Genomic DNA, 23,885 nt, shown 5'->3' with positions numbered 1-23,885 from the left:
CCCGAATGGGAAAGGTGATGTATATTTATAACATATTATTTATAAATATTAACTTTGGCGCACACGAACAATACAAGGGGGCCATCCAATGAAGGAACAGCTTAGACACCATTTGAGTCAAATCGAGTCCAAGCTCTGGGAAATGAGCGACTACTTATATCATCATCCCGAACTTGGCGACCAGGAATACCAGTCTATGAAATTGCTCACGGACTTCCTTGCGTCACACGACTTTTCAGTGGAAAAAGGAATTGTCGGCAGGCCGACCGCTTTTAAAGCAGTCTATGACAGCGGAAAAACTGGACCGGCAGTTGCCTTTTTATGCGAATATGATGCGCTTCCGGGTGTCGGCCACGGCTGCGGCCACAATATGATCGGAACGATGAGCGCGGGTGCGGGTGTGCTTTTAAGTAAAATGATTGACGAAACCGGCGGCCGCGTGGTGGTGCTCGGGACACCTGCGGAAGAAACGAACGGTGCGAAAGTTGCGATGGCGGAACAGGGCATTTTCAATGGGATCGATGCCGCGATGATTGTCCACCCGGCCGATGAGTCGTATGAAAGCGGTGAGTCGCTTGCCATGGATGCGATCCAGTTTGACTTTCGTGGGAAATCAGCCCATGCGGCATCAAACCCGGAAGACGGCATTAACGCACTTGATGCAGCGATCCAGCTGTTTAACGGCGTGAATGCACTCCGCCAGCATGTCACTTCTGATGTCCGTATCCACGGCATTATCAAAGAAGGCGGCATTGCCGCAAACATTGTCCCTGATAAGGCTGTGGCCCAGTTTTATGTACGCGCCAAAGCCCGTGCGGTTTTAAACGAAGTGGTTGAAAAGGTGAAAAGAATCGCACAGGGTGCTGCAATGATGACCGGTGCCACCGTGCAAATATCCAATTACGAACTAAGCTATGACAATATGATCACAAACGAGACATTGTCGAAAATGTTCACGGAAAACCTTTTACAAACAAAAATGAAAAAAGTCAATCCGCCAAAAACCTCATACGGATCCATTGATATGGGCAATGTCAGCCATGTCGTGCCGGCGATCCACCCGTATATCGGCCTAGATGCCCCGGGGCTTGTCGCGCATACAAAAGCATTTGCCGATATGACGGTTACGGACAATGCACATCAGATCTTATCGAGCGGCGCGCTGGCTTTGGCTATGACCGGGTTTGACCTTCTCACAAACCAGGAACTTTTGGAAAAAGTAAAAAGCGAGTTTGCGGAAAACGTTAAAAAAATACCGGTAAACAGCTAAAAAATGACATTCATTTTTTAAAATAGGGATCTTTTCAAACATTGCACAACGTGTTAAAATACATTTTGTTGAATAAAGATACTTACCAAGACTGATATATTCATAGGGGGAAACATTGTGAAAAAGATCGTGTTAGGCATCGCAATTGTATTTTCAATGGTGATTGCGGCAGCTTGCGGCCAAACAAACAGCAGCAAAAGTAATACGAAAAAAGAAAAAACGCTCATCATGGGCACTTCAGCCGACTTTGCCCCGTTTGAAACAAGAGACACAGCAGGAAATGTGGTCGGATTTGACGCGGATCTCGCCAAGTATATTGCAAAAGAACTGGGATACAAACTTGAAATTAAAGATATGAAATTTGACGGCTTGATCGGGGCGCTGCAATCGCACCGTGTTGACATGGTCCTTTCCGGGATGTCCGCAACGAAAGAACGTGCCAAAAACGTTGACTTCTCCACCCCGTACCATCATTCAGGGGAAATGTTTGTTACGCTAAAAGGTTCCCCTGTCAAGACACTGGATGACTTGAAAGGCAAAACCGTCGGCGTCCAGCTCGGCACCATTCAGGAAGAGGGCGCGGACAAGCTGAAAGGGAAGTACAATTTTACGGTCAAAAAATTGGACAACTCCACAAATTTAATTGAAGAATTGCTTTCAAAACGGATTCAAGTAGCCTATCTTGATAAATCAGTCGCAGAAGGCTATATCAAGAAGCAAAACCTGGTTGGCTTTGACGACCCGACCTCGAGCTCACCAGGTATGGCCGTTGCTTTGCCAAAAGGCAGCAAATTGACGGCGAAAGTCAACAAAGTGCTGGCAAAAGCGGAAAAGAACGGGAAACTGGACGAGCTGAGAAAGAAATGGAAACTTGACAAACAGTAATGCATGCAGGCGCCTTGCTGAGCAGGGCGCTGTTTTTTCAAAACAAACAAAGTGAGGTGTAAGGCATGAATTTGGATTTCAGCCAAATTGTGCCTTATATTCCTTTTATTTTAAAAGGAATATGGGTAACTTTAAAATTTGTATTTTTAGCGATCCTTTTCGGGTTTGTACTCGGCACGATTTTTGCCCTTTTTAAAATTTCACATATCAAAACATTGAAATGGATAGGCGATATTTATACATCAATTTTTCGGGGCACGCCGCTCATTGTGCAGCTGATGCTCATTTATTTTGCCATTCCACAGCTGACCGGTTACGATATCCAGGCGTTTCCGTCCGCTATCCTCGCATTCGGCTTAAACTCTGCGGCATATATATCGGAGATCATCCGGGCCGGGATCCAGGCGGTTGACAAAGGCCAGACCGAAGCTGCTCAGGCGCTCGGTGTACCGTATTATTTAATGATGAAAGACTTGATTTTACCGCAGGCGATGAAAAATATTTTGCCGGCGTTGATGAATGAATTTGTTTCTCTGACAAAAGAGTCTGCCCTTGTATCGACTATCGGTTATCTCGATTTGATGCGCCGTGCCCAGGTTGTCGGTGCACAAACGTATCACAATTTTGAACCGCTGCTGTTTGTCGCTGCGATTTACTGGGTGCTTGTCTTTATCCTCACCTTGCTTGGCAGACAAGTAGAAAGGAAGATGAAATACAGTGATTAAAGTCGAACATCTCCATAAGCAGTTCGGACATAATGAAGTTTTAAAAGACATTTCAACGGAAGTCGGAAAAGGGGAAGTCGTCGTTGTCATCGGCCCGTCCGGATCCGGCAAATCGACCTTTCTACGCTGCCTGAATTTCCTGGAGGAGCCGACAAAAGGGCGGATTTGGATTGACGGGGAAGAAATCACCGATAAGAAAACGAATGTGATGAAAGTCCGTTCAGAAATCGGCATGGTGTTCCAGCACTTTCATCTTTTTCCGCATAAAAGGGTCCTGGACAATTTGACTTACGCGCCGATGAAAGTAAAAAAGATGAACCGCCAAACCGCCGAAGAAAAAGCCCGGGAATTGTTGAGAAAAGTCGGCCTGACCGAAAAAGAAGAGGCATATCCGGACAGCCTTTCCGGCGGGCAGAAGCAGCGTGTCGCGATTGCGCGCGCGCTGGCAATGGAACCGAAACTGATGCTGTTTGACGAACCGACATCCGCGCTTGATCCGGAGATGGTCAAAGAAGTGCTGAACGTCATGAAAGATCTTGCCCAAATCGGCATGACGATGGTTATCGTCACACACGAAATGGGCTTTGCCCGCGAAGTGGCTGACCGCGTCCTTTTTCTTGACGGCGGCAAAATTTTGGAAGACAGCACACCGGATGAATTCTTTTCACGCCCGAAAACAACCCGGGCACAGGACTTTTTGGACAAAGTATTGTAAAAAACACAGTTGTTCACCGAAAGGAGCTGCTGGAAACGAAGGCAGCTCCCAAAAAAGCTAAGCTAAGAAAAGACGTTGGGACACCGCCTCAACATCTTTTTCCGTTCTATATGTTGTATACTGACATGCAAAATCACTTTTCCAATGGCTTCCCAAACAGCAGGGCAGCCTTTTTCTTTTTTCACAGTTGCCTGCCGTTCCAGTCAGCCGGCTGTTTTCACCGTAACTTCAAGCTCCATTTCCACATTTCCCTGAATGGCCCGGCTGATCATGCATGATTTTTCGGCTTTTTCTGCAAGCTTCCGCGCGAGCCGGACATCGCTTTCGGATGCGTCCGGTTTCAGCACAATTTCTGGTCGGTGGATGATCTTTTTATACGTAAATACGCCGTCGGTCACATCGACGATCCCTTCTGACGCCATTGTCAAACTGTCTTTCTCCAGGCTGCTGCGTTCCATCATCGCCGCCAGCGTAATGATATAACATGTTGCGGCAGCCCCGAGCAACATTTCGTCCGGATTTGTGCCGACGCCTGGGCCACCCATCTCCGGAGGAATGGAAATTTTCGTTACCAGGTTTCCGCATGCAATGTTCCCTGTATCATTGCGAAGCCCCGGCCAGTCTGCTTTTAAATGAAAATGATGTTCTGTCATGTGTGACCCCTCCTGTTAAAATTTGCTTTCTGCTGCTGTTTTGTTTTTGCCGGCTGCTGCTCTTCTCCCATGGACGGCATAATAAACGGCAATACACAGGACAACCCAGCCCGAAACCGCAAGATACAGCATCCGGAAATCCATCAAACCGGCAACTGTTCCTAAAAGATAAGGGCCGGATCCGCTTGCCAGGTCAAGAAAAATGAAAAATGTCGAAGTTGCCAGTGCTTTCCGGTTTGGTGGCGAAAGCTGAATGGCAATTGCCTGGAAGCTGGACTGCACGGTGCCGTAACCGATCCCGATCAAAGCCCCGGCTGTAAGCAGCATCCATCCGCTGTGCGCCTGGCTGAGCAGGACGAAACCGGCAATTAACAAAATAAACAGCGGGTAAACGACAACATTTGCCCCGCGTTCATCAAACCATCTGCCTGTAAAAGGCCTTGTGATGACGAGCGCTGCTGCATAAACAAGGAAAAAATAAGTGGCGGCGCCGGTTAGTCCAATGTCCTTTGCATACAAAGATAAGAAAGATAGCACACTGGAATAGGCAAGCGTAACGGCAAAAACCGCACCTGAAATCGGCACGGCAGCCGGTTCGAAGTAATCTATTACTTTAAAACGAGCCATTTCCGTAACTTTTGCATGGCCAGCAGCCGGTTTTGGTACGGATAACAAAATGCCAGAAATCAGATCGATGAACGCAATGATGCTTGACACGAGCACGATCATATGAAAATCGGCAAATCGGGTAATCAGAATCCCTAAAAACGGCCCGATAGCCATCGCCAAATTCATACTTGTCGCATAATAGCCAGTACCCTCTCCGCGCCGTTCATTTGGGATGATATCCGCGACAATGGCGCCGGCGGCTGTCGTAATCACGCCGTGCATCGCTCCCTGGATAAAACGCAAGACCATCAAATATAGGAGACTATCAGCTTTAAAATGAAGCAACATCACAGCCAGAAAAACAATTAATCCGCCGACCAGCATCTGCTTGCGGCCGATTTTGTCGAGATATTTCCCGGCAAATAACCGTGCAATGAGTGAAGCCAGCACGAATATTCCTGCCGCAAGCCCTGCCATTCCCTGACTTGCATGGTAGGCGGTTATGACGTACATGGCAATACTGGTCATTAACAAATAAAATACAACGTGCGTAAAAAAATTTGTGGAAGAAATCATAATAAAGTCTTTCGTCCACAATTTCGGTTTATCCAAAGGAAGTACCCCCTCGTTTCTAACGTAAAAAGCAGGTAACTTCATTATAGAACGTTTTAGCAAAAATATTCAATGTGTTTCTATACCAGAAATAAAGGGAGCCGTTCACGTCCCTCCGCATCTTACACCTGACATGATGCACGCTATAGGGTGCCCCGCGCACCACCATGCTGCAAAGAATGCAGCACGCATAAAAGTCTGAAAATCTACCGGCGCAATTTTTCAGCCCAGACGCCTATGCAGCAGAGAACGTAGGATAGCAGCCCTCGTGCATTTTTAACGCAGCGCCATCCGAACAACAGTGCATGTTCAGAACAAGGCATGCAGCCCGCTGCTTCAACATGGCGGGAAACGAAACATACACAATTGTTGCCTTATCTCTTTATTCCGGTGTATATTTAGAAATATAAAAGTTTACCAAGTGAATAGTTAAAAATAGAAAGACTTTCCTAAATTATCATAAAATAATATTTTTGTAGGGCGCACCCTATCAGCATGTCTATTCAATCTGCAAACTTCCCGTATTGGATTCAAGATGCATTTTTAACAAACGATATTGAAAACGGATACAGTCGTGTGATTCAAGCAATGGAATCAAAAAACGTTAAAGCTGCCAACTGCTATTATTTCTTTGCGGCAAATCAAAACGAAGCGGTGTACATTGCCGGACAGGTTTTTTCCAGTGACAAAATAGAAAACATTTGTTATTATATGATAATAATCTTTAAATGAATAATAGGATGGAGGCGTCTATATGGATTTTCAATTATTTCCGGAAGGCGACGGCGCAATCCTGATTGAAGCAGGGAAAGAAATCAACCTTGCAAACCACCGGAAAATCCGGGCGATCGTTTCATTAATCGAAAATGCGGCGCCTGCGTGGATGATTGAATATATTCCCGCCTACACAACTGTCACCGTTCTGTATGACCCATTCAAAGTTTATGCAAAATTTGGCGAATATCCCTACAGATATGTATCCCGCTATTTCACTCGGCTTCTTGAAAAAGTGCAGCCTGCATCTATCCCAGAACCGCGCACAGTCGATATCCCGGTATGCTACGGCGGCGAATTCGGTCCGGATCTCGAACAGGTTGCCCGCATCAACGATCTTACGCCAGAAGAAGTGATCCGGATCCATGCTTCCGGCGACTACACCGTATACATGATCGGATTCGCACCCGGTTTTCCTTATATCGGCGGCATGCCTGAAAAAATTGCAGCGCCCAGGAAAAAAACGCCGCGGCTCAAAATTCCGGAAAGATCGGTTGGAATCGCCGGAAAACAAACCGGGATTTATCCGATCGAAACACCAGGCGGTTGGCAAATCATCGGTCGGACTCCCGTCAAACTGTTCCGGCCGGATCGGGATGGGCCAAGCCTCCTTCAAGCGGGCGACAAAATCCGCTTCCGGCCGGTGAGCCTTGAAGAATACCGGGAACTGGAGAAGATGCCATCATGATTAAAATTATCAAACCGGGCATGCTGACAACGGTGCAGGATCTCGGGCGGTCCGGCTACCAAAAATACGGGGTTGTCCAAAGTGGGGCAATGGATGCTTTTGCCCATAGAATCGCAAACTTGCTTGCCGGTAATCCGGAAAATGAAGCCACACTGGAAATTACACTCACAGGGCCGGTGCTGGAGTTTCAGAACGATACATTGATTGCCATTTGCGGCAGCGGGTTCCATGCTGTTTTGGACGGGAAACCGGTCGGGCTATGGCGGCCCAAAAAAGTGAAAAGCGGCAGTGAACTCATACTCAGGCAGGACGGGATCGGTTGCCGGGTCTATTTGGCGGTTTCCGGCGGGATATCCGTTCCGGAAGTGCTGAAAAGCAAGTCAACCTACTTGCGTGCGAAGATAGGCGGTTTCAACGGCCGGGCACTCCAGGCGGGCGATGTGCTTGAAACCGGGATCCCCGGGAAAGTGTCCAGGCAGCTGACCGCATCTCTTGAATACCACTCAGCATGGTCGGTTTCGAAAAACATGCTGCCGGATTACGGTCCGTTTCCAACGATCCGGGTCGTTCCGGGCCGCCATGAGGACTTATTTACCGCAGAAAGTATTGGAACGTTTTTCCGTGAACCATACCGCCTTTCGCAAAATTCCGACCGGATGGGGTACCGCCTCGAAGGTCCGAAACTGGCGGTAAAAGCTACGCAGGAGATGTTATCTGAAAGTGTCGGCTTCGGGACTATTCAGGTGCCGTCCGGCGGGGAGCCGATTGTCCTGTTGGCAGACCGGCAAACGACAGGGGGATATCCGAAAATCGCCCAGGTTGCTTCTGTGGATCTGCCGCTATTAGCCCAGCTGAAGCCGGGTGATGAGCTCCGGTTTAAAAAAATAACATTGCAGGAAGCACAGTTGCTTTATATAGAAAGAGAAAAACAAATTCGCATGTTGAAGGGAACGATTGCCTACCAGGCGAAAAGGAGGGGCACACATGCCGAGCATTGATCTGAACTGTGATATGGGCGAAAGTTTTGGTGCCTATACCATTGGGAGAGATGAAGAAATACTGGATTTGATCACTTCCGCCAATATTGCGTGCGGTTTTCACGCCGGTGATCCTACTGTAATGCGGAAAACGGTCCGGATGGCAGCTGAAAAAGGGGTTGGGATCGGCGCGCACCCCGGGCTTCCGGATCTGATGGGGTTCGGCCGCCGGAATATGCAGATTTCCCCGCAAGAGGCTTATGATATGACCGTCTACCAGATCGGTGCCCTTGCTGCGTTTGCAAAAGCAGAAGGAAGCACCGTCCGGCATGTAAAACCGCACGGCGCACTTTACAATATGGCAGCCAAAGATACGGGACTCGCCGAAGCCATTGCGGAGGCGGTCTATGATGTAAGCCCCGACCTGATTTTATTCGGGCTTGCCGGCTCGGAACTTGTGAAAGCCGGGGAAAAAGCCGGCTTAAAGACGGCGAGCGAAGTTTTTGCCGACCGGACTTATCAACAAGACGGCGCTTTGACACCGCGGCGTGAACCGAATGCCTTGATTAAAGACCGTGAAACGGCGGCAAAACAGGTAATACGGATGATCAAAGAGGGCATGGTCACCTCTGTGCAAGGTGAAGATGTGAGTGTCCGTGCTGATACAATCTGTATCCACGGCGACGGCAGACAGGCGCTTCATTTCGCGGCATTTATCCGGCAGTCGCTTGAACAGGAAGGCATCGAGATAGAAAAAATCAGCCATTTGAGCTGATATAAACAGGGTGGCGCCAACTGGAATCCCGGCCGCCACCCCGCTGTAACGGGAGAAGCAGCACAACAGTTTATGCTGTAAAATCGCAGTCTCCCCGTGACCTAGGCTTAATCTCATAACGACTGGCCTATACCTATATATTTGTGAGTCTGCAGGGAGTGAAAATTCGCAACCTCCCCACCTAAAATTCTGTTAAATTGGCAATGGATGGATGAACTAAGCGTTGAAAATGCACAACTTTCCCTCGTAAAACCAGGGCCAACCGGGATAAGCCCACCAACAGAAAACAAGCAGCACAACGGCATATGCCTGATTGGTTTAACAAATAATCGTTGAAATTTACATTCCCCATATAACGCGTGAATTCCCCCGCCTTGAAGATTTATATAAAATGAACTTAAGTTTTTACATCAAGCCCGAGCACCAATTTGCATGATGACTATTTTTTACAAGCAGGTGACAGAGCTGCGAAATGATGTTTATTTTATTTAAAAACAAAAAGTACGGGCGGGGGTTATCTGTATATAGAAAAGGAGTGAACGGGTATGGTATTGATCGGTGTCGCACTGATTATTATTGGATTTGCACTCAGATTTAACCCGCTGGTCGTTGTGACCGTTTCGGGTCTTGTCACCGGATTGATCGCGGGTCTCCCGCTGAAACAACTGATTACGCAATTCGGGGAAGCTTTTACAACAAACCGCTATATGTCCATCTTAATTATTACCTTACCGGTGATCGGCCTTCTGGAAAGAAGCGGATTACAGGAACAGGCGAAACACCTCGTTTCCAAAATCAAAGCAGCAACGGCCGGTAAAATTCTGACATTTTACCTGCTGATCCGCGAAATTGCCGCGGCGCTCGGTCTGAACAGCCTGGGCGGACATCCGCAAACAGTGCGGCCGCTCATCGCACCGATGGCTGAAGGGGCGGCAGAAGCAAAATACGGTGATGTACCGGAAGAAGACAGAGAAGAAATTCGTGCCCAAGCGGCAGCTGCCGACAATATCGGCCTGTTTTTCGGAGAAGATATCTTTGTTGCGGTCGGCGCCATTCTTTTAATGAAAGGATTTTTTGACCAAAACGGCATTAAAGCGGATCCGATTTCGATGGCGCTTTGGGGGTTGCCGACAGCCATATTCGTATTTATCGTCCATTCCATCCGGCTCCGCCTCTTTGACCGGAAACTGGACCGCAAGCTTGGAAAAACCGGAAGCAAGGATGTGAAAAAATGATCATCTCAACTGAGTGGATTTATATCATCATGGGAATCGTTTGCTTTTTCTGCTCTGTCTACACTTTTTTTGATCAAGCAAACAGCAGGCGCATCCCGTCCGGCCTTTTTTACCTGATTTACGCCGTGACGCTCTTGTTTGGAAAAGTGATTCCGCCTTTTTACACCGGGCTGATGGTGCTTGCCATGGTGGCGATTGTGGCATTTGGCGGCCTGCAAAAGGGAAGCTACAATGGGGCAGGTGCGGATGAGCGGGAAAAAAGCCGCAAACGATTGGGAAACCGGCTTTTTCTGCCGGCAATACTCATCCCGGTTTTAACCGTATTGGGCTCAAAATTGCTTGTCAATGTGAAAATCGGCTCGCGTCTTTTGCTGGACCCATCCAATCCGACGCTTGTCGCGCTTGGAGTGGCGTGTATCATTGCCATCCTTACCGCAATGATGCTGACAAAAAGCCGTCCGCAAACCACGTTTAAAGAATCACGGCGTCTTTTGGAAGCAATCGGCTGGGCTGTTGTCCTTCCGCAAATGCTGGCGACACTCGGTACCATTTTTACAAAAGCAGGGGTCGGCACAGTGGTGTCAGGCCTGATTACAAAAGTGATTCCGGAAAATTCGGTTTTCTGGATCGTGTTCGTTTTCTGTGTTGGGATGGCGCTTTTTACGATGATTATGGGCAATGCGTTCGCTGCTTTTCCGGTGATGGCGGCCGGGATTGCGATTCCGTTTTTGATCGAGCGGTTCGGTGCCAATGCGGACCAGATTGCAGCCCTTTCGATGTTCGCCGGTTACTGTGGCACGCTCATGACCCCGATGGCAGCGAATTTTAATATTGTGCCGGCTGCGCTATTGGATTTAAAAGATAAAAACCATGTCATCCGTGTACAAGTGCCAACTGCGCTGCTGACACTTGCGTTTAACATCGTATTGATGTATCTGTTAGTCAAATAGGATGAGATCCATTTAGAGGTATGGGGTAAATCAATACCTATTCGTGAGTAAATGAGAGATCATGGCACTTTAATGAAGGAGGAGAGGAAAATGGAGAAAAAAGTACTCTTAACCGGTTTTGATCCTTTTGGCGGGGATAAAGTAAACCCTGCCCTGGAAGCGGTAAAGCAATTGGACGGAAAAAATATGGAAGGCATTCGCATCGTCACGCAGCAAGTGCCGACCGTATTTCACGAATCGATCCGGACCGCTGCTGAGGCCATTGAACGGGAAAAGCCCGATGTTGTCATTTGTGTGGGACAGGCAGGCGGGCGCACGCAAATCACGCCGGAACGTGTGGCGATTAATATTGATGATGCCCGTATCCCGGACAATCAGCATCATCAGCCCATTGACGTCCCGATTGCAGCGGACGGCCCCGCGGCTTATTGGTCAACGCTGCCGATTAAAACGATCACGAGGCAGCTGCGGGAGGCGGGAATCCCGGCTGCTGTCTCCAACACAGCAGGCACATTTGTCTGTAACCACCTGTTTTATGGCGTCATGCACCATCTGGCAAAAAACAACATATCAGCCCGCGCCGGTTTTATTCACGTGCCTTATATTCCGGAGCAAACAACCGAAACAGGTGCCCCGAGCATGTCACTTGAAATGATCGTCAAAGCGCTTGAAATTGCAGTTTTCGTCTCCGCCACGGCCGAAAAAGATCTGGTGGAAACAGGCGGGGCATTGCATTAAGGGATATGAAAAATTGTAGCCCCGCGGATGAAGGACAAAACGGAGTTGGCCACTGTGTGAAATGTCTTTTGTAAAGGCTATGAAGGACAAAAGGCGTTTGGTTGAGTCCGGAAATGTCCTTCAGAGAGTCAATGAAGGACAAAACAGATTTGCTCGCGGCTCGGAATGTCTTTCATCGAGGTAATGAAGGACAAAAGACTGTTGCCTGTATCGTGAAACGTCTTTCACAGGGCCAATGAAGCAAAAAGAAATTCGCCGGTGGCACAAAACCCCTCAAAAAAACCCGTCTGGAAAGTTCATTTCCAGACGGGTTTTTCGCTTTTCTTCCTATTATAATAAAGCGCTGCAGATCAAGTTGATCAGAAATAAAGCCCCTAACAAGATCATCACAGGGTGTAATGTTTTTGCCTTCCCTTCCAGGATTTTCAGAACGGGCCAAGCTACAAAGCCAAAAGAAAGGCCGGTAGAAATACTGGATGTAAAAGGGATCAGCACGATGATCAAAAATGCCGGAAACCAGCTGCTGAAATCATCGAAATGAAGGTCTTTTAACTGCTGCATCATGATGGCGCCGGTAATGACGATAATTGGCGCAATGGCAGCCTGCGGAATATAACCCAAGAGTGGCGTAAAGAAAAGCGATAAGGCAAACAGAATGCCGGCTGTTACCGCCATGATCCCCGTTCTGCCGCCGCTTTCGATTCCGGCCGCGCTTTCTGCAGCGACAACGGTCGGGCTTGTGCCCAATATCCCCGAAATCAAGCTTGTCGTAGCACTCCCTTCGAAAGTCCTTTTAAAGTTCCTTTTATCGGGGAGGATGCCCTCCAACATGCCCATCGACTCAAAAATGAGGATCATCGACATGGAAAAGACTGCGAGCAAAAACGGGAGAGAAAACAGGTGTGAGAAATCCCCTTTTCCAACAATTGCGCCATAGCTCGTAAAATCGGATAAGGACACATGCGCGGACTGGCTGCCGTGGATGCCAAACAGGATGCCAGCAATCGCCGTCACTGCAATGCCAATCAAAAATCCGCCGTTTACTTTTTTGATAAAAAGCATCAAGTTGACAAAAAGGCCGAACAAGAAAAGAAGGACATTCGGATTGGTGAGAGAGCCGAGCTCGATTAAGGAAGCTTTCCCCGGCTGGATCAGCGCCGCCTTTTCCAGCCCGATTTCAACAAGAAACAACCCGATTCCGACTGTAATGCCGGTTTTTAAGGCAGCCGGGATGGCAGCCGATAACACCGTGCTCAGTTTTGTAAAAGCAACGAGCATGTACAGCACACTGGCCAGCATGGAAATCGCAAGCGCTTGTTGCCATGACAATCCCATATTGACGACAATCGTATACGTAAAAAAGGCATTGACTCCCATTCCGGGCGTTAGGATGATCGGGGCATTGGCCCAAAATCCCATCATCAGGCAGCCTGCTACAGAAGACAGGATGGTGGCAAATACACTTAAATTGACGGGGATCCCGGCATCCGCCAAAATCATCGGATTGACAATGATGATATACGAAATGGCGAAAAAACCGGTCATCCCGGCCGTGATTTCTCTTTTTATAATAGATTTATCAGAAAAGGCCTGCCATAAGGATGGCCGGCCGGAAGACAGCGTACGATCATGATAGAACTGGTGATGAGACATTTTGATTCATTCCCTTTTTATTTGTATGTTCTATTGGCAACCGCCGATTCCTGCCTGTTTAGAACGGGATGTTTGCTACACCTCCAGCCGGCATGAACAGACAGAAACCGTTTTTTCAAACAGCAGAAAGATGAAAAGCCAGCAACAAGTCGGAAAACGAGCGGCTCCTTCGACATCTCTTCACCATCTGTCCAGGTATCAGATAGAGAAGGAGACCTCATCTAAAGAGCCGTACACCCCATCCGCGAACAGGAAGGGTGCACGGAGTTTTTAAATTTTGTTCTTCCGGAACGAAGCCCCCTGGTTTCAGGGAAAATTTTACACATGATCATCCTATCACCATACAAACAAACCGACAAGGCCGGCGCTCAAAAGCGAGACAAGGATACCGGAAAGGATTAAATAGCCTGCATTTTTCGAAATATGGTGTACAGTTGCTTTGTCCGACAAATCTTTAAACGCACCGATCACCATTCCCAGTGTCGAGAAGTTCGCAAAAGAAATCAGGAACGTGCAAAGGACGGCACGGAAATGCGGTGCGAACGTGTTGACTTTTGGCGCAATTTCACCCATTACAACAAACTCATTGGTAACCAGCTTCGTCCCCATATATTGTGCCATTTGGAAAGCCTGGTCTGCCGGCAGTCCGAGCAAAAAGCTGAATGGGAACAAGATGATGCCCAAAATCGATTCCATTGTCAGCCAAGGTGCGATGAGCATCAGAAGTTTGTCAATCAATGCGGCAAGTGCGACAAATGCGATAACAGAAGCGGCAATGATCAAAATCAATTTGCCCGCTGCCAGAATGGAGTCGCCAAGGAAAGAAAAGAAAGGTTCTTTTTCTTCTTTTTTGACTTCCACTACTTTATCTTCATCCCGATCGATCTTTACAGGGTTTAAGATGTTGACAACAATAATAGCGTTGATGATATTGAGCGGAATGGCAGAGAGCACAAATTGTCCCGGCACCATTTGTGTATAGGCCCCGACAATGGCTGCGGTAATGCAGCTCATCGACATCATCGCCAGTGTTAAATTCCGCTCCGGGCTGTTCTTTTTAATTTGCAGGCTGGAAACCGCCAACGCTTCCGTATTGCCCAAAAACATCATTTCAACAGAGAAAAACGACTCGAATTTCGGCTGACCGGTAATTTTGGACAAAATCCATCCGAGTTTGCCGATGATCCAAGGCAATACATTGAAATAAGTTAAAATGTCAAATAAAGGAACGACGAGCAAAATCGGAAGCAACGCACTGACGAAAAAGTCCATTTGTTTGACATGCACCCAGCTTGAAAAGGCAAACCCGATGCCGTCGTAAGCCGTCTGCACGAGCCAGTTAAAACCGTATGCTGCCCCGTGTACCATGGCGCGCCCCACCGGAAAACGGATTAAAAACCAAGCCAGGAAAATATTGAGGACAACCATTAAAGAAATGGATTTCCATTGAATATGCTTTCTATCCTTAGATAATAAATAGGCGACGCCAATAAATACCAAAATGCCAACGATGTTGAGAAGCAAATATCCGAACATGGCATAGACCTTCTTTCCATTAAGATAAACGACACGTTTATGAAGCTTTCAGCATGTCCCTTGAAGCGTATGTGTGTTTGTACACTTCCTTTTATGCTGAAACTTCAAATGTTTTTGGAAAAAGTTCAAACAAAAGCAGGGTGGCTGTGTTCTGTTTCACAAAGTGAATATAACACCGAATTGAACAGTTGTAAACGCAAACATAAAATTATTTTCAAAGATTAAATTTTCAGTTTACAGGAAAGGGAAGAAAAACCAGGGAGGGCAATGGATTCTGGGAAAAAGAAGAGCCGGCCGATAAACCGGCCGGCAACATTTTTTGCTTACTTTACAGCAGCATCTAAAGCAACGCGGATCATGTCATTGAATGTGGTCTGGCGTTCTTCAGCACTTGTCGCTTCCCCTGTTAACAGGTGGTCGCTGACCGTTAAAATTGCCAGTGCTTTTCTGCCATATTTGGCTGCCAGCGTGTAGAGGGCTGCAGTTTCCATTTCAACGGCCAAAATGCCGTATTGTGCCCATTTTTCGTGATCAGCGTAGTCATCATAGAATAAATCCGCACTGAACACATTGCCGGCTTTCAAATTCAATCCTTTTTCCACGCCGCTTTCATATGCGCTTTTTAGTAAGTCAAAATTTGCCAGCGGTGCGTAATCCATTGCACCGAAAATTTTCCGGTTAATTTGGGAGTCGGTCGATGCCCCCATGGCCAAAATGACATCACGGATTTTAACATCTTTTTGAATGCCGCCGCATGTCCCGACACGAATCAAATTTTGCACTCCATAATCCTTCATCAGTTCTGTGATATAAATCGAGATCGAAGGAATGCCCATGCCTGTGCCTTGGACCGATACTTTTTTGCCTTTATACGTTCCCGTAAATCCGAACATATTTCTTACTTCGTTATAACATACTGCGTTCTCGAGGAAATTTTCCGCAATATACTTCGCCCTGAGCGGGTCTCCCGGCAACAGAATCGTGTCAGCAATCTCGCCTTGTTTTGCGCCAATATGTGTGCTCATTTTATGATGCTCCTTTACTGAAATTGTCATCCGTACAAAATGACCGGATGCAGCATGTCTGAATTGTACAAAAAGTAGAAAAAAGGTCAAACCAAGATGCATCTTGAATACTAGTGCCAATATAACATGCTCGCGAAAGTTTGTAAACGCAGACATGAAAATAATTTCACAAACCCGATTGCCAAATGTAAAGAAGAACGGTTAAAATAAAGGCAGAAAGAGCTGCTGCATGTTTGCATTCCAAGCCGTGCTGCCGCGTTTCATGATTTTCCACAAAAATTTTATACAAAGTGCTCATTTTTGTATCAGGCCGGGGAGGGGAACCTGATGAAGAAAGAAATGGAGAAAAGCAAGTTAAGCATTGAAGTGGCAGAGCTCTATTATCAACTAAACTACAGCCAGCAGCAAATATCTGAACATTTAAAAATATCTCGTCCGACGGTTTCCAGATTGCTACAATACGCGAGAGAAAAGGGATATGTACAAATCAAAATTGCGGACCCTTTCGTGGATTTGCAGCAACTCGAGCAGCAATTGGCTGAAAAATATCACCTGAAAGAAGCCTGTGTCGCGTTTTCACCTGCATCAGATCCGGCAACCATCTTGCATTATGTGAGCATTCGGGCGGCCGAATATGTAAGCGGATTGATCCGAAACGGCATGAGCATCGGCATCAGCTGGGGATCGACCATCTATGAGGTCGCGGCAAAACTTCCGAAAATGCATGTAAAAGGGGCAGAAGTGGTACAGTTAAAAGGCGGGACAAGTTTTTCGCATGTAAACACGTACGCGTGGGAAACGCTAATGCTTTTTGGCAATGCCCTGCAGACGCTCCCTGTCTATTTTCCGTTGCCGCTGTTGTTTGAAAAGGCGGAAGCCATGGAGATCGTCATGCAAGATCAATCCATCCAAAAAATTATCGAGAAAGGCAGGGAAGCCCAGGCAGCCATTTTTACGGTCGGTGCTGCAGATGAAGAAGCCTTGCTGTTTAAACTTGGTTATTTTACTGAGGCGGAAAAAGAAAAACTGATGGAAAAAGCTGTCGGGGATGTGTGCTCACGGTTTATAGACCGAAACGGGGAAATATGTGACACAACGATTAACAAGCGGACGGTGAGCATTGAACTTGCGGAGCTGCGCAAAAAGGAATGGTCCATCCTCGTTGCGGGTGGCAGGCGAAAAGTCCTTCCTGCCCACACGGCACTTACAGCCGGCTATGCAAATGTATTGATTACCGATCAACATACCGCCAAACAATTGCTGGGCATGGAACAGGGATAAAATAAGGGTTTCAATTTCCGGTAAAAGAAGAACGCGTGGGAAAAAACGGTTTCCTCCGTTGTGATGGCCAGGCAATATAGCACACCCGTTGAATTCACGGAAAAACAGGAATGCTAATTGGACAAATGTTCCAGACCGGCCAGCTTTTTAGCAATACCCATACCGAATGGACGCAACGCGCGAAAAAACAGGCATCCCCAATATCGCTGTGTCCCAGATATTGACAAAGAAAAAACAGAGGGCTATGATGGGGGCGAAAGGAAGCGATTACAGCAGGTGAAAACTTTTACCTGTTTTTTCGGAGCTTCCTTGCTACCTGCCGGCCAGCCGTTTTTACAGGTAGACCTTTCACTGTGGCTGTCCTTCTGTTTCACAACGGGGTACCTGCGCAGTGACCAGCATGAAAGCAAGTGATTCTTCAAACTATGTTTTGGCATAAAAGGAGAGAACAATAATGGCAGAAAAATTTAAAAGAGTATCGATTATTGTACTGGATTCGGTCGGAATAGGAGAAGCGCCCGATGCAAAAAAGTACGACGATGAAGGATGCGACACACTCGGCCACATTGCCGAAAAAATGAACGGGCTTAACGTCCCGAATATGGCAGCGATGGGATTGTCCAATATCCGTCCGGAAAAACCGCTCGTTGGGGTGCCGGTTCAGGAACATCCGAAAGCTTTCTTCACCAAAATGCAAGAGATTTCTGCAGGGAAAGACAGCATGGATGGCCACTGGGAAATGATGGGTCTTCCTGTCACGAGCCCGCTCCGCACGTTTCCGGAAGGTTTTCCGGATGAATTGATAAAAAAAATCGAGGATTTCAGCGGCCGTAAAGTGCTTTGGAACAAACCGGCAAGCGGCACGGAAATCATTAAGCAGTTCGGTGAAAGACAAATGGAGACAGGGGAGCTGATCGTTTACACTTCCGGTGATTCTGTACTTCAGATTGCGGCCCATGAAGAAATCATCCCGCTTGAAGAATTGTACAAAATCTGCACATATGCACGGGGGCTGACAATTGATGAGCCTTACCGGATCGGGCGCGTCATTGCAAGGCCGTATGTCGGAACGTCCGCCGATAATTTTACAAGAACGTCCAACCGGAAAGACTTTACGCTGGAACCAACGGAAGAAACCGTGATGGATTTTATCAAAGATAGCGGGCTGGATTCCATCGCCATCGGGAAAATCAACGACATATTCAGCGGTCACGGGATCACAAAAGGATTCCACACCGAAAGCAATATGGACGGCATGGATAAATTAGTGGACGAACTGAAAAAACCGTTCCACGGCCTCTGTTTTACGAACCTTGTCGATTTTGACGCGAAATACGGCCACCGCCGTGATCCGATCCGCTACGGACAAGCGATTGAAGCGTTTGACAAGCGGCTTGATGAAGTGCTGCCGGAACTGTCAGACGAAGATTTACTGATTATTACGGCTGATCACGGAAACGACCCGGCGTTTAAAGGAACGGACCATACACGGGAATTTGTGCCGCTGCTTGTCTACTCCCCGCGCTTTAAAGAAGGTCGTGCCCTTCCTGTAAGGCAGACGTTTGCCGATCTCGGCGCAACGATCGCAGAGAACTTCGGTGTCCGTGCGCCTAAAATCGGGACCAGCTTTTTGAACGAATTACGCTGAAAAGAAAGGTGACGAGCCATGCGGATGATCGACATTATTGAAAAAAAGCGGAACGGCGGAGAACTGGCAACGGAAGAAATCAACTTTTTTGTGAAGGGGTATACAGAAGGCACCATCCCTGATTACCAGGCAAGCGCCCTGGCCATGGCCATCTATTTCCAGGATATGTCAGACCGGGAAATTGCGGATCTGACCATGGCGATGGTTCATTCCGGGGAAACGCTTGATCTGTCCGCCATCCACGGCATCAAAGTGGACAAACATTCAACCGGCGGTGTCGGTGACACAACAACTCTTGTCCTCGCCCCCCTTGTAGCAGCACTCGGCGTCCCGGTAGCGAAAATGTCGGGCCGGGGCTTGGGGCACACAGGCGGTACCATTGACAAACTGGAATCCATTCAAGGGTTTCATGTTGAAATTACGACAGACCAGTTTATTGATTTGGTAAACCGGGAAAAAGTCGCCGTTATCGGACAAACCGCCGACCTGGCACCCGCTGATAAAAAGCTGTACGCACTAAGAGATGTCACTGCAACGGTGGACTCCATTCCGCTGATTGCAAGTTCAATCATGAGCAAAAAAATCGCTGCGGGTGCAGATGCCATTGTTTTAGATGTCACAACAGGCGCCGGCGCTTTTATGAAAAAAGAAGAAGATGCTATCCGCCTCGCTGAAACAATGGTCCGGATCGGCAACCATGTCGGCCGCAAAACCATGGCCGTGATTTCCGATATGTCCCAGCCGCTCGGATATGCCATCGGGAATGCCCTCGAGGTAAAAGAAGCCATCGACACGCTAAAAGGAGAGGGCCCTGACGATTTGACGGAACTGGTGCTTGCACTCGGCAGCCAGATGGTGGTGCTTGCCGGAAAAGCGACGACATTGGAAGAAGCAAGGAAAATGCTGAAAGAAGCCATCGCGAATGGCGCCGGTCTTGAAAAGTTTAAAAAATTTGTCGCCAACCAGGGCGGGGATCCTTCTGTGATTGACCATCCGGAAAAACTGCCGCAAGCGAAATATGCGATCGATCTCCCGGCAAAAACTTCCGGGTACGTTTCCAAAATGGTTGCAGACCAGATCGGGGTTGCGGCAATGATGCTGGGGGCAGGACGCGCCACGAAAGAAGATAAAATTGATTTTGCAGTCGGAATCGTTTTGCGGAAAAAAGTCGGGGATCGGGTAGAAGCCGGAGAACCGCTCGCCACGATTTATGCAAACCGGGAAGCAGTCGAAGAAGTAAAGGAAAAAATATACGACAATATCACCATCTCCGATCACGGCGAGGAACCGAAACTGATTCATAAAATCATTACAGAATAATCGATCCTATTGAAAGGGGAAATTTTATGACGAACCTTGCAGCGTATATTGATCATACCTTATTAAAACCGGAAGCAACCGAAAAAGACATTTTAAATTTAACAGCAGAAGCTGCACAATATCATTTTGCATCTGTCTGCATTCATCCTTACTGGGTAAAATTGGCTGCCAAAGAGCTGGCTGGAACAGGCGTGAAAGTCTGCACCGTCATTGGCTTCCCGCTTGGCGCCACAACGTCCGAGACAAAAGCCTTTGAAACGAAAAAAGCAATCGAGGACGGCGCGGATGAAATTGATATGGTCATCAATATCGGCGCATTAAAAAGCGGAGATATAGAAGCCGTTGAGGCGGATATCCGTGCGGTCGTGGAAGCGGCACAAGGAAAATTGGTCAAAGTCATTATCGAGACCTGCTTATTGACAAACGAAGAGAAAGAACTGGCTTGCAGACTGGCTGTCAAGGCAGGCGCCCATTTCGTAAAAACGTCAACCGGATTTTCAACAGGCGGCGCCACGATAGAGGATGTAAAACTGATGCGGCAAACAGTCGGGGACAAAGCCGGTGTCAAGGCTTCAGGAGGAATCCATACAAAAGCAGAAGCGGAAGCCATGATTGAAGCCGGCGCAACAAGAATCGGGGCCAGCTCCGGCGTAAAAATTGTGAGCGAATCGTAATCGGGGATTCGCTCGTTCAAAGAGCAGGATCGGTGCAAATTGTAAGCGAATAAGAAAGGGAGTGCGAGACATGGATGTTGAAAAATGGGTCAAAGATGCCATTGAAATTCGGAAAGCCGCCTATGTTCCTTATTCCCACTTTGAGGTTGGCGCCTGCCTTGTTACAAAAAGCGGGAAGGAATATTTAGGATGCAATATTGAAAATGCATCATACGGATTATCCAACTGTGCGGAAAGAACGGCTATTTTTAAAGCGGTATCTGAAGGGGAAAGGGAATTTCAATACATGGTCATCGCCGGAGATACGGATGAACCCATTGTGCCATGCGGGGCATGCCGCCAAGTGATGAGCGAATTTTGCGAGAAAGATATGCCGGTCCTGCTCGTGAACACAAAAGGCGACAGGCGGCTAACCACCGTCGGAGAACTCCTCCCCGGCGCATTTTCCAAAGACGATATGTAAGCCGAAAACAGGCAGCAAAATTCTTGCTGCCTGTTTTTGTGCGGCGATATGCGGGACCAGCATGCGCTTATATGCAGCGGATTCCCGCGCCTATTTGGAATGCATAAAGATAATTCGTACGGTTTTACCGTTTAAGATGGCATTTCGAACGATTTCCCCTCGAAAATAATCCCCCGACGTATTCACCGAATCCAATTTTTCCTTGCATTCAGGCACCAGCCTGTATACAATAAGAAACATAACTTCAGTATTTTTCATAACTTCGGTATTTTTTCATAACTTCGCAGCGGAACCCCTTATACAGGGTCACGAACAAGGAGGAGAACGATGTGTCAAAAGTAAAAAGTTCCAACTTAGGTTACCCCAGAATCGGAGAAAAAAGGGAATGGAAAAAGGCGCTCGAGCAATTTTGGTCAAAAAAGCTTTCTGAAGAAGCGTTTTTAAAACGGATAAAGGAATTGCGTTTGAGTTATTTGGAAAAGCAAAAAAATAGCGGGATCGATCTGATTCCTATCGGTGATTTTAGCTTATATGACCATATTCTCGATACTTCAGTTCTTTTCGGCTTTATCCCTGAACGGTTTCACCATCAAAACGGCGCTGTCAGCTTAGATACATATTTTAGTATAGCCCGCGGCAATTCTAATGCGGTCGCTTCCGAGATGACAAAATGGTTTAATACCAATTACCATTACATCGTCCCGGAAATAAACGCCGGCACTACCCCTTATATTACTGAAAATCGTTTGCTCAATCTTTATCTTGAAGCGAAGAAAGAGCTGAATATCGATGGAAAGCCGGTTATTGTGGGCCCTGTTACCTTGTTAAAACTATCAAAGGGGTTTGAAAAGAAGGACTTTCCGAATCTTTTGCGCGCCCTTATCCCGCTTTATATTGAAGTCTTTACCGATCTTCAAACAGCGGGAGCGACATGGGTTCAAGTCGATGAACCCATTCTTTCCACAACGCTTGACAAGAAAGAGCTTGGCTACTTCAAAGAAACATACGAAGCTTTTCATCAAGCTGTTCCCAATTTAAATCTTTTACTTCAAACGTACTTTGAATCTGTTGATCATTATCAGGACGTGGCAGCTCTCCCTGTCCAAGGGATTGGTCTTGATTTTGTATATGATGACGGTGCTAATCTTGCATCACTTGAAAAATACGGATTCCCGGAAGATAAAGTACTTGCTGCGGGAGTGGTGGATGGCCGGAATATTTGGCGCACCGATCTTGATGAAGCGTTACAACAAGTAAATGATCTCCTCCATTTTGTGGATCAGGAACGGCTTTGGATTCAGCCATCCTGCAGTTTACAGCATGTTCCCGTCACGGTCCGCCAAGAAAGCGAACTGGAGCCAGTTTTAAAAAATGCGATCAGTTTTGCGGATGAAAAACTGAAAGAAGTCGTGGCACTTGTAAAAGGCGTGAATGAAGGGCGCGATGCCATCCTTGAAGAAATAAAAGAAAGCAACGAAGCGATACAGGCATTAAATCACTCATCGCATCGAAACATTGATTCAATTAAAAAAGAAATTCAATCGCTTGGGGATGACATGCCAAAACGGCCGTTGCCATTTTCTGAGCGGCAAGCGATTCAAGAAAAGAAGTGGAAACTGCCGCTTCTGCCGACGACAACAATTGGCAGTCTGCCGCAAACCAAAGAGATTCGTTCAGCAAGACAAAAATGGCGCAAGGGCGAATGGACGGAAAGCCAATATGAACAATTCATTCAGCAAAATATCGCAAAATGGATTAAAATTCAGGAAGACTTGGACATCGATGTGCTCGTCCATGGTGAATTTGAGCGGAATGACATGGTCGAATATTTTGGTGAAAAACTTCGCGGCTTCGCTTTTACCCGTTTTGCCTGGGTTCAATCGTATGGTTCCAGATGTGTCAAGCCGCCGATTATTTTTGGCGATGTTGATCTGGAGGCTCCAATGACCGTAAAAGAAAGCACCTATGCCCAAAGTCTGACAACACGACCGGTCAAAGGCATGCTCACCGGCCCTGTTACGATTTACAATTGGTCATTCGTTCGAAATGATATCAGTCAATTTGATGTCTTCAAACAGATTGCGCTTGCCTTGAAAAAAGAAATTCATGCCCTTGAGGAAAATGATATTCGGATGATTCAAGTAGATGAACCCGCGATTCGCGAAGGGTTACCATTAAAAGAGGAGAAAAAAGGAAAGTATCTTCATGATGCTGTTTATGCTTTCCGCTTGGCAACCAGCTATGTGGATCATAGCACACAAATTCATACGCATATGTGTTATTCAGAATTTGATGAAATCATTGATGCCATCGATCAATTGGATGCTGATGTGATTTCAATTGAGGCTGCCAGAAGCCATGGGGAAATCATTTCCACCTTTGAAGACCATGAGTATGACAAAGGGATCGGCCTCGGTGTCTATGACATTCACAGCCCCAGAATACCAAGTGTGGAGGAAATCAAGACGAGCATTGAACGTGCGCTTCGAGTGATTGATCCTAAATTATTCTGGATCAATCCTGACTGCGGCCTGAAAACAAGAAAACCGGAAGAAACGATTCCTGCACTTAAAAATCTTGTCCAAGCGACGAAAGAAGTCAGGGAAAAACATTTACAGCTCAAGTAAAAGCTAAAGGATATGGGCCACCATTGGCTCATATCCTTTTTTAAAATAGACA

Annotated in this window: 21 protein-coding genes; 16 read left to right on the top strand and 5 right to left on the bottom strand. The window is 47.1% G+C overall.

Going from position 1 to position 23,885, the window contains the following annotated elements:
• Nucleotides 1-88 precede the first annotated feature (88 nt).
• The 4 genes from OF158_RS15385 to OF158_RS15370 all read left to right on the top strand — a co-directional run bounded on the left by OF158_RS15385 (nt 89) and on the right by OF158_RS15370 (nt 3,595).
• Nucleotides 89-1,270, top strand: coding sequence for a M20 family metallopeptidase (locus OF158_RS15385; protein ID WP_035183379.1), 1,182 nt, complete (start codon nt 89-91; stop codon nt 1,268-1,270).
• Nucleotides 1,271-1,387: 117 nt separating this feature from the next.
• Nucleotides 1,388-2,155 carry a transporter substrate-binding domain-containing protein gene (locus tag OF158_RS15380; RefSeq protein WP_014096962.1) on the top strand — a complete coding sequence of 256 codons (768 nt, stop codon included), beginning with the start codon at nt 1,388-1,390 and terminating at the stop codon, nt 2,153-2,155.
• Between the two features lie 65 nt (nt 2,156-2,220).
• The gene (locus OF158_RS15375; RefSeq protein ID WP_035183380.1) at nt 2,221-2,880 is read left to right on the top strand and encodes an amino acid ABC transporter permease; all 660 of its coding nucleotides are present in this window, start codon (nt 2,221-2,223) and stop codon (nt 2,878-2,880) included.
• A complete protein-coding gene (locus tag OF158_RS15370; RefSeq protein WP_035183381.1) occupies nt 2,873-3,595 on the top strand; it encodes an amino acid ABC transporter ATP-binding protein in 723 nt (240 codons plus the stop codon). The genes OF158_RS15375 and OF158_RS15370 overlap by 8 nt, the downstream gene beginning before the upstream one ends.
• 203 nt (nt 3,596-3,798) lie before the next feature.
• On the opposite strand, the gene OF158_RS15365 is transcribed toward OF158_RS15370, so the two are convergent.
• Both OF158_RS15365 and OF158_RS15360 read right to left on the bottom strand, forming a co-directional pair.
• Complete coding sequence (locus OF158_RS15365; protein WP_035183382.1) at nt 3,799-4,248, bottom strand: OsmC family protein; 450 nt, start codon at nt 4,246-4,248, stop codon at nt 3,799-3,801.
• Nucleotides 4,249-4,263: 15 nt separating this feature from the next.
• Entirely contained in the window at nt 4,264-5,469 is a 1,206-nt protein-coding gene (locus tag OF158_RS15360) for an MFS transporter (RefSeq protein ID WP_014096966.1), read from the bottom strand.
• Between the two features lie 754 nt (nt 5,470-6,223).
• Between OF158_RS15360 and pxpB the strand changes: the two genes are divergently transcribed.
• The 6 genes from pxpB to pcp all read left to right on the top strand — a co-directional run bounded on the left by pxpB (nt 6,224) and on the right by pcp (nt 11,606).
• On the top strand, nt 6,224-6,931 hold the full coding sequence (gene pxpB / locus OF158_RS15355; protein WP_035183384.1) for a 5-oxoprolinase subunit PxpB: 708 nt from the start codon (nt 6,224-6,226) through the stop codon (nt 6,929-6,931).
• Nucleotides 6,928-7,929 (top strand): 5-oxoprolinase subunit C family protein, encoded by a 1,002-nt coding sequence (locus tag OF158_RS15350; RefSeq protein ID WP_035183385.1) that lies wholly within the window; start codon nt 6,928-6,930, stop codon nt 7,927-7,929. Before pxpB ends, OF158_RS15350 begins: the two co-directional genes overlap by 4 nt.
• A complete protein-coding gene (pxpA, locus tag OF158_RS15345; RefSeq protein WP_035183386.1) occupies nt 7,916-8,683 on the top strand; it encodes a LamB/YcsF family protein in 768 nt (255 codons plus the stop codon). Before OF158_RS15350 ends, pxpA begins: the two co-directional genes overlap by 14 nt.
• 545 nt (nt 8,684-9,228) lie before the next feature.
• On the top strand, nt 9,229-9,918 hold the full coding sequence (locus tag OF158_RS15340) for a DUF969 domain-containing protein (protein ID WP_026683891.1): 690 nt from the start codon (nt 9,229-9,231) through the stop codon (nt 9,916-9,918).
• A complete protein-coding gene (locus tag OF158_RS15335; protein ID WP_026683892.1) occupies nt 9,915-10,868 on the top strand; it encodes a DUF979 domain-containing protein in 954 nt (317 codons plus the stop codon). The genes OF158_RS15340 and OF158_RS15335 overlap by 4 nt, the downstream gene beginning before the upstream one ends.
• A gap of 90 nt (nt 10,869-10,958) precedes the next feature.
• Nucleotides 10,959-11,606: a pyroglutamyl-peptidase I gene (pcp, locus tag OF158_RS15330; protein WP_035183387.1), complete on the top strand. Its 648-nt coding sequence runs from the start codon at nt 10,959-10,961 to the stop codon at nt 11,604-11,606.
• Between the two features lie 330 nt (nt 11,607-11,936).
• Here pcp and OF158_RS15325 read toward each other — a convergent pair whose 3' ends face one another.
• The 3 genes from OF158_RS15325 to deoD all read right to left on the bottom strand — a co-directional run bounded on the left by OF158_RS15325 (nt 11,937) and on the right by deoD (nt 15,820).
• The gene (locus OF158_RS15325) at nt 11,937-13,259 is read right to left on the bottom strand and encodes an NCS2 family permease (protein ID WP_043052467.1); all 1,323 of its coding nucleotides are present in this window, start codon (nt 13,257-13,259) and stop codon (nt 11,937-11,939) included.
• Nucleotides 13,260-13,595: 336 nt separating this feature from the next.
• Nucleotides 13,596-14,795 (bottom strand): nucleoside transporter C-terminal domain-containing protein, encoded by a 1,200-nt coding sequence (locus OF158_RS15320; protein WP_035183388.1) that lies wholly within the window; start codon nt 14,793-14,795, stop codon nt 13,596-13,598.
• Nucleotides 14,796-15,118: 323 nt separating this feature from the next.
• Entirely contained in the window at nt 15,119-15,820 is a 702-nt protein-coding gene (gene deoD, locus OF158_RS15315) for a purine-nucleoside phosphorylase (protein WP_014096975.1), read from the bottom strand.
• A 327-nt stretch (nt 15,821-16,147) separates the two neighbouring features.
• On the opposite strand from deoD, the gene OF158_RS15310 reads away from it, so the two are divergent.
• The 6 genes from OF158_RS15310 to metE all read left to right on the top strand — a co-directional run bounded on the left by OF158_RS15310 (nt 16,148) and on the right by metE (nt 23,833).
• The gene (locus tag OF158_RS15310) at nt 16,148-17,101 is read left to right on the top strand and encodes a DNA-binding transcriptional repressor DeoR (RefSeq protein WP_017552285.1); all 954 of its coding nucleotides are present in this window, start codon (nt 16,148-16,150) and stop codon (nt 17,099-17,101) included.
• Between the two features lie 454 nt (nt 17,102-17,555).
• Entirely contained in the window at nt 17,556-18,749 is a 1,194-nt protein-coding gene (locus tag OF158_RS15305; protein ID WP_035183389.1) for a phosphopentomutase, read from the top strand.
• A gap of 18 nt (nt 18,750-18,767) precedes the next feature.
• A complete protein-coding gene (locus OF158_RS15300; RefSeq protein WP_035183390.1) occupies nt 18,768-20,069 on the top strand; it encodes a pyrimidine-nucleoside phosphorylase in 1,302 nt (433 codons plus the stop codon).
• A 26-nt stretch (nt 20,070-20,095) separates the two neighbouring features.
• Entirely contained in the window at nt 20,096-20,743 is a 648-nt protein-coding gene (gene deoC, locus OF158_RS15295; protein WP_014096979.1) for a deoxyribose-phosphate aldolase, read from the top strand.
• Between the two features lie 70 nt (nt 20,744-20,813).
• On the top strand, nt 20,814-21,206 hold the full coding sequence (locus OF158_RS15290; RefSeq protein ID WP_026683898.1) for a cytidine deaminase: 393 nt from the start codon (nt 20,814-20,816) through the stop codon (nt 21,204-21,206).
• A gap of 329 nt (nt 21,207-21,535) precedes the next feature.
• Nucleotides 21,536-23,833 (top strand): 5-methyltetrahydropteroyltriglutamate--homocysteine S-methyltransferase, encoded by a 2,298-nt coding sequence (metE, locus tag OF158_RS15285; protein ID WP_035183392.1) that lies wholly within the window; start codon nt 21,536-21,538, stop codon nt 23,831-23,833.
• Nucleotides 23,834-23,885 lie beyond the last annotated feature (52 nt).

This window comes from Weizmannia sp. WK01 (assembly GCF_025905465.1).
GTDB lineage: Bacteria > Bacillota > Bacilli > Bacillales > Bacillaceae_C > Weizmannia > Weizmannia faecalis.
The sequence above is the reverse complement of the archived record's forward strand: the minus strand, read 5'-3'. Positions and strand labels throughout refer to the sequence as shown.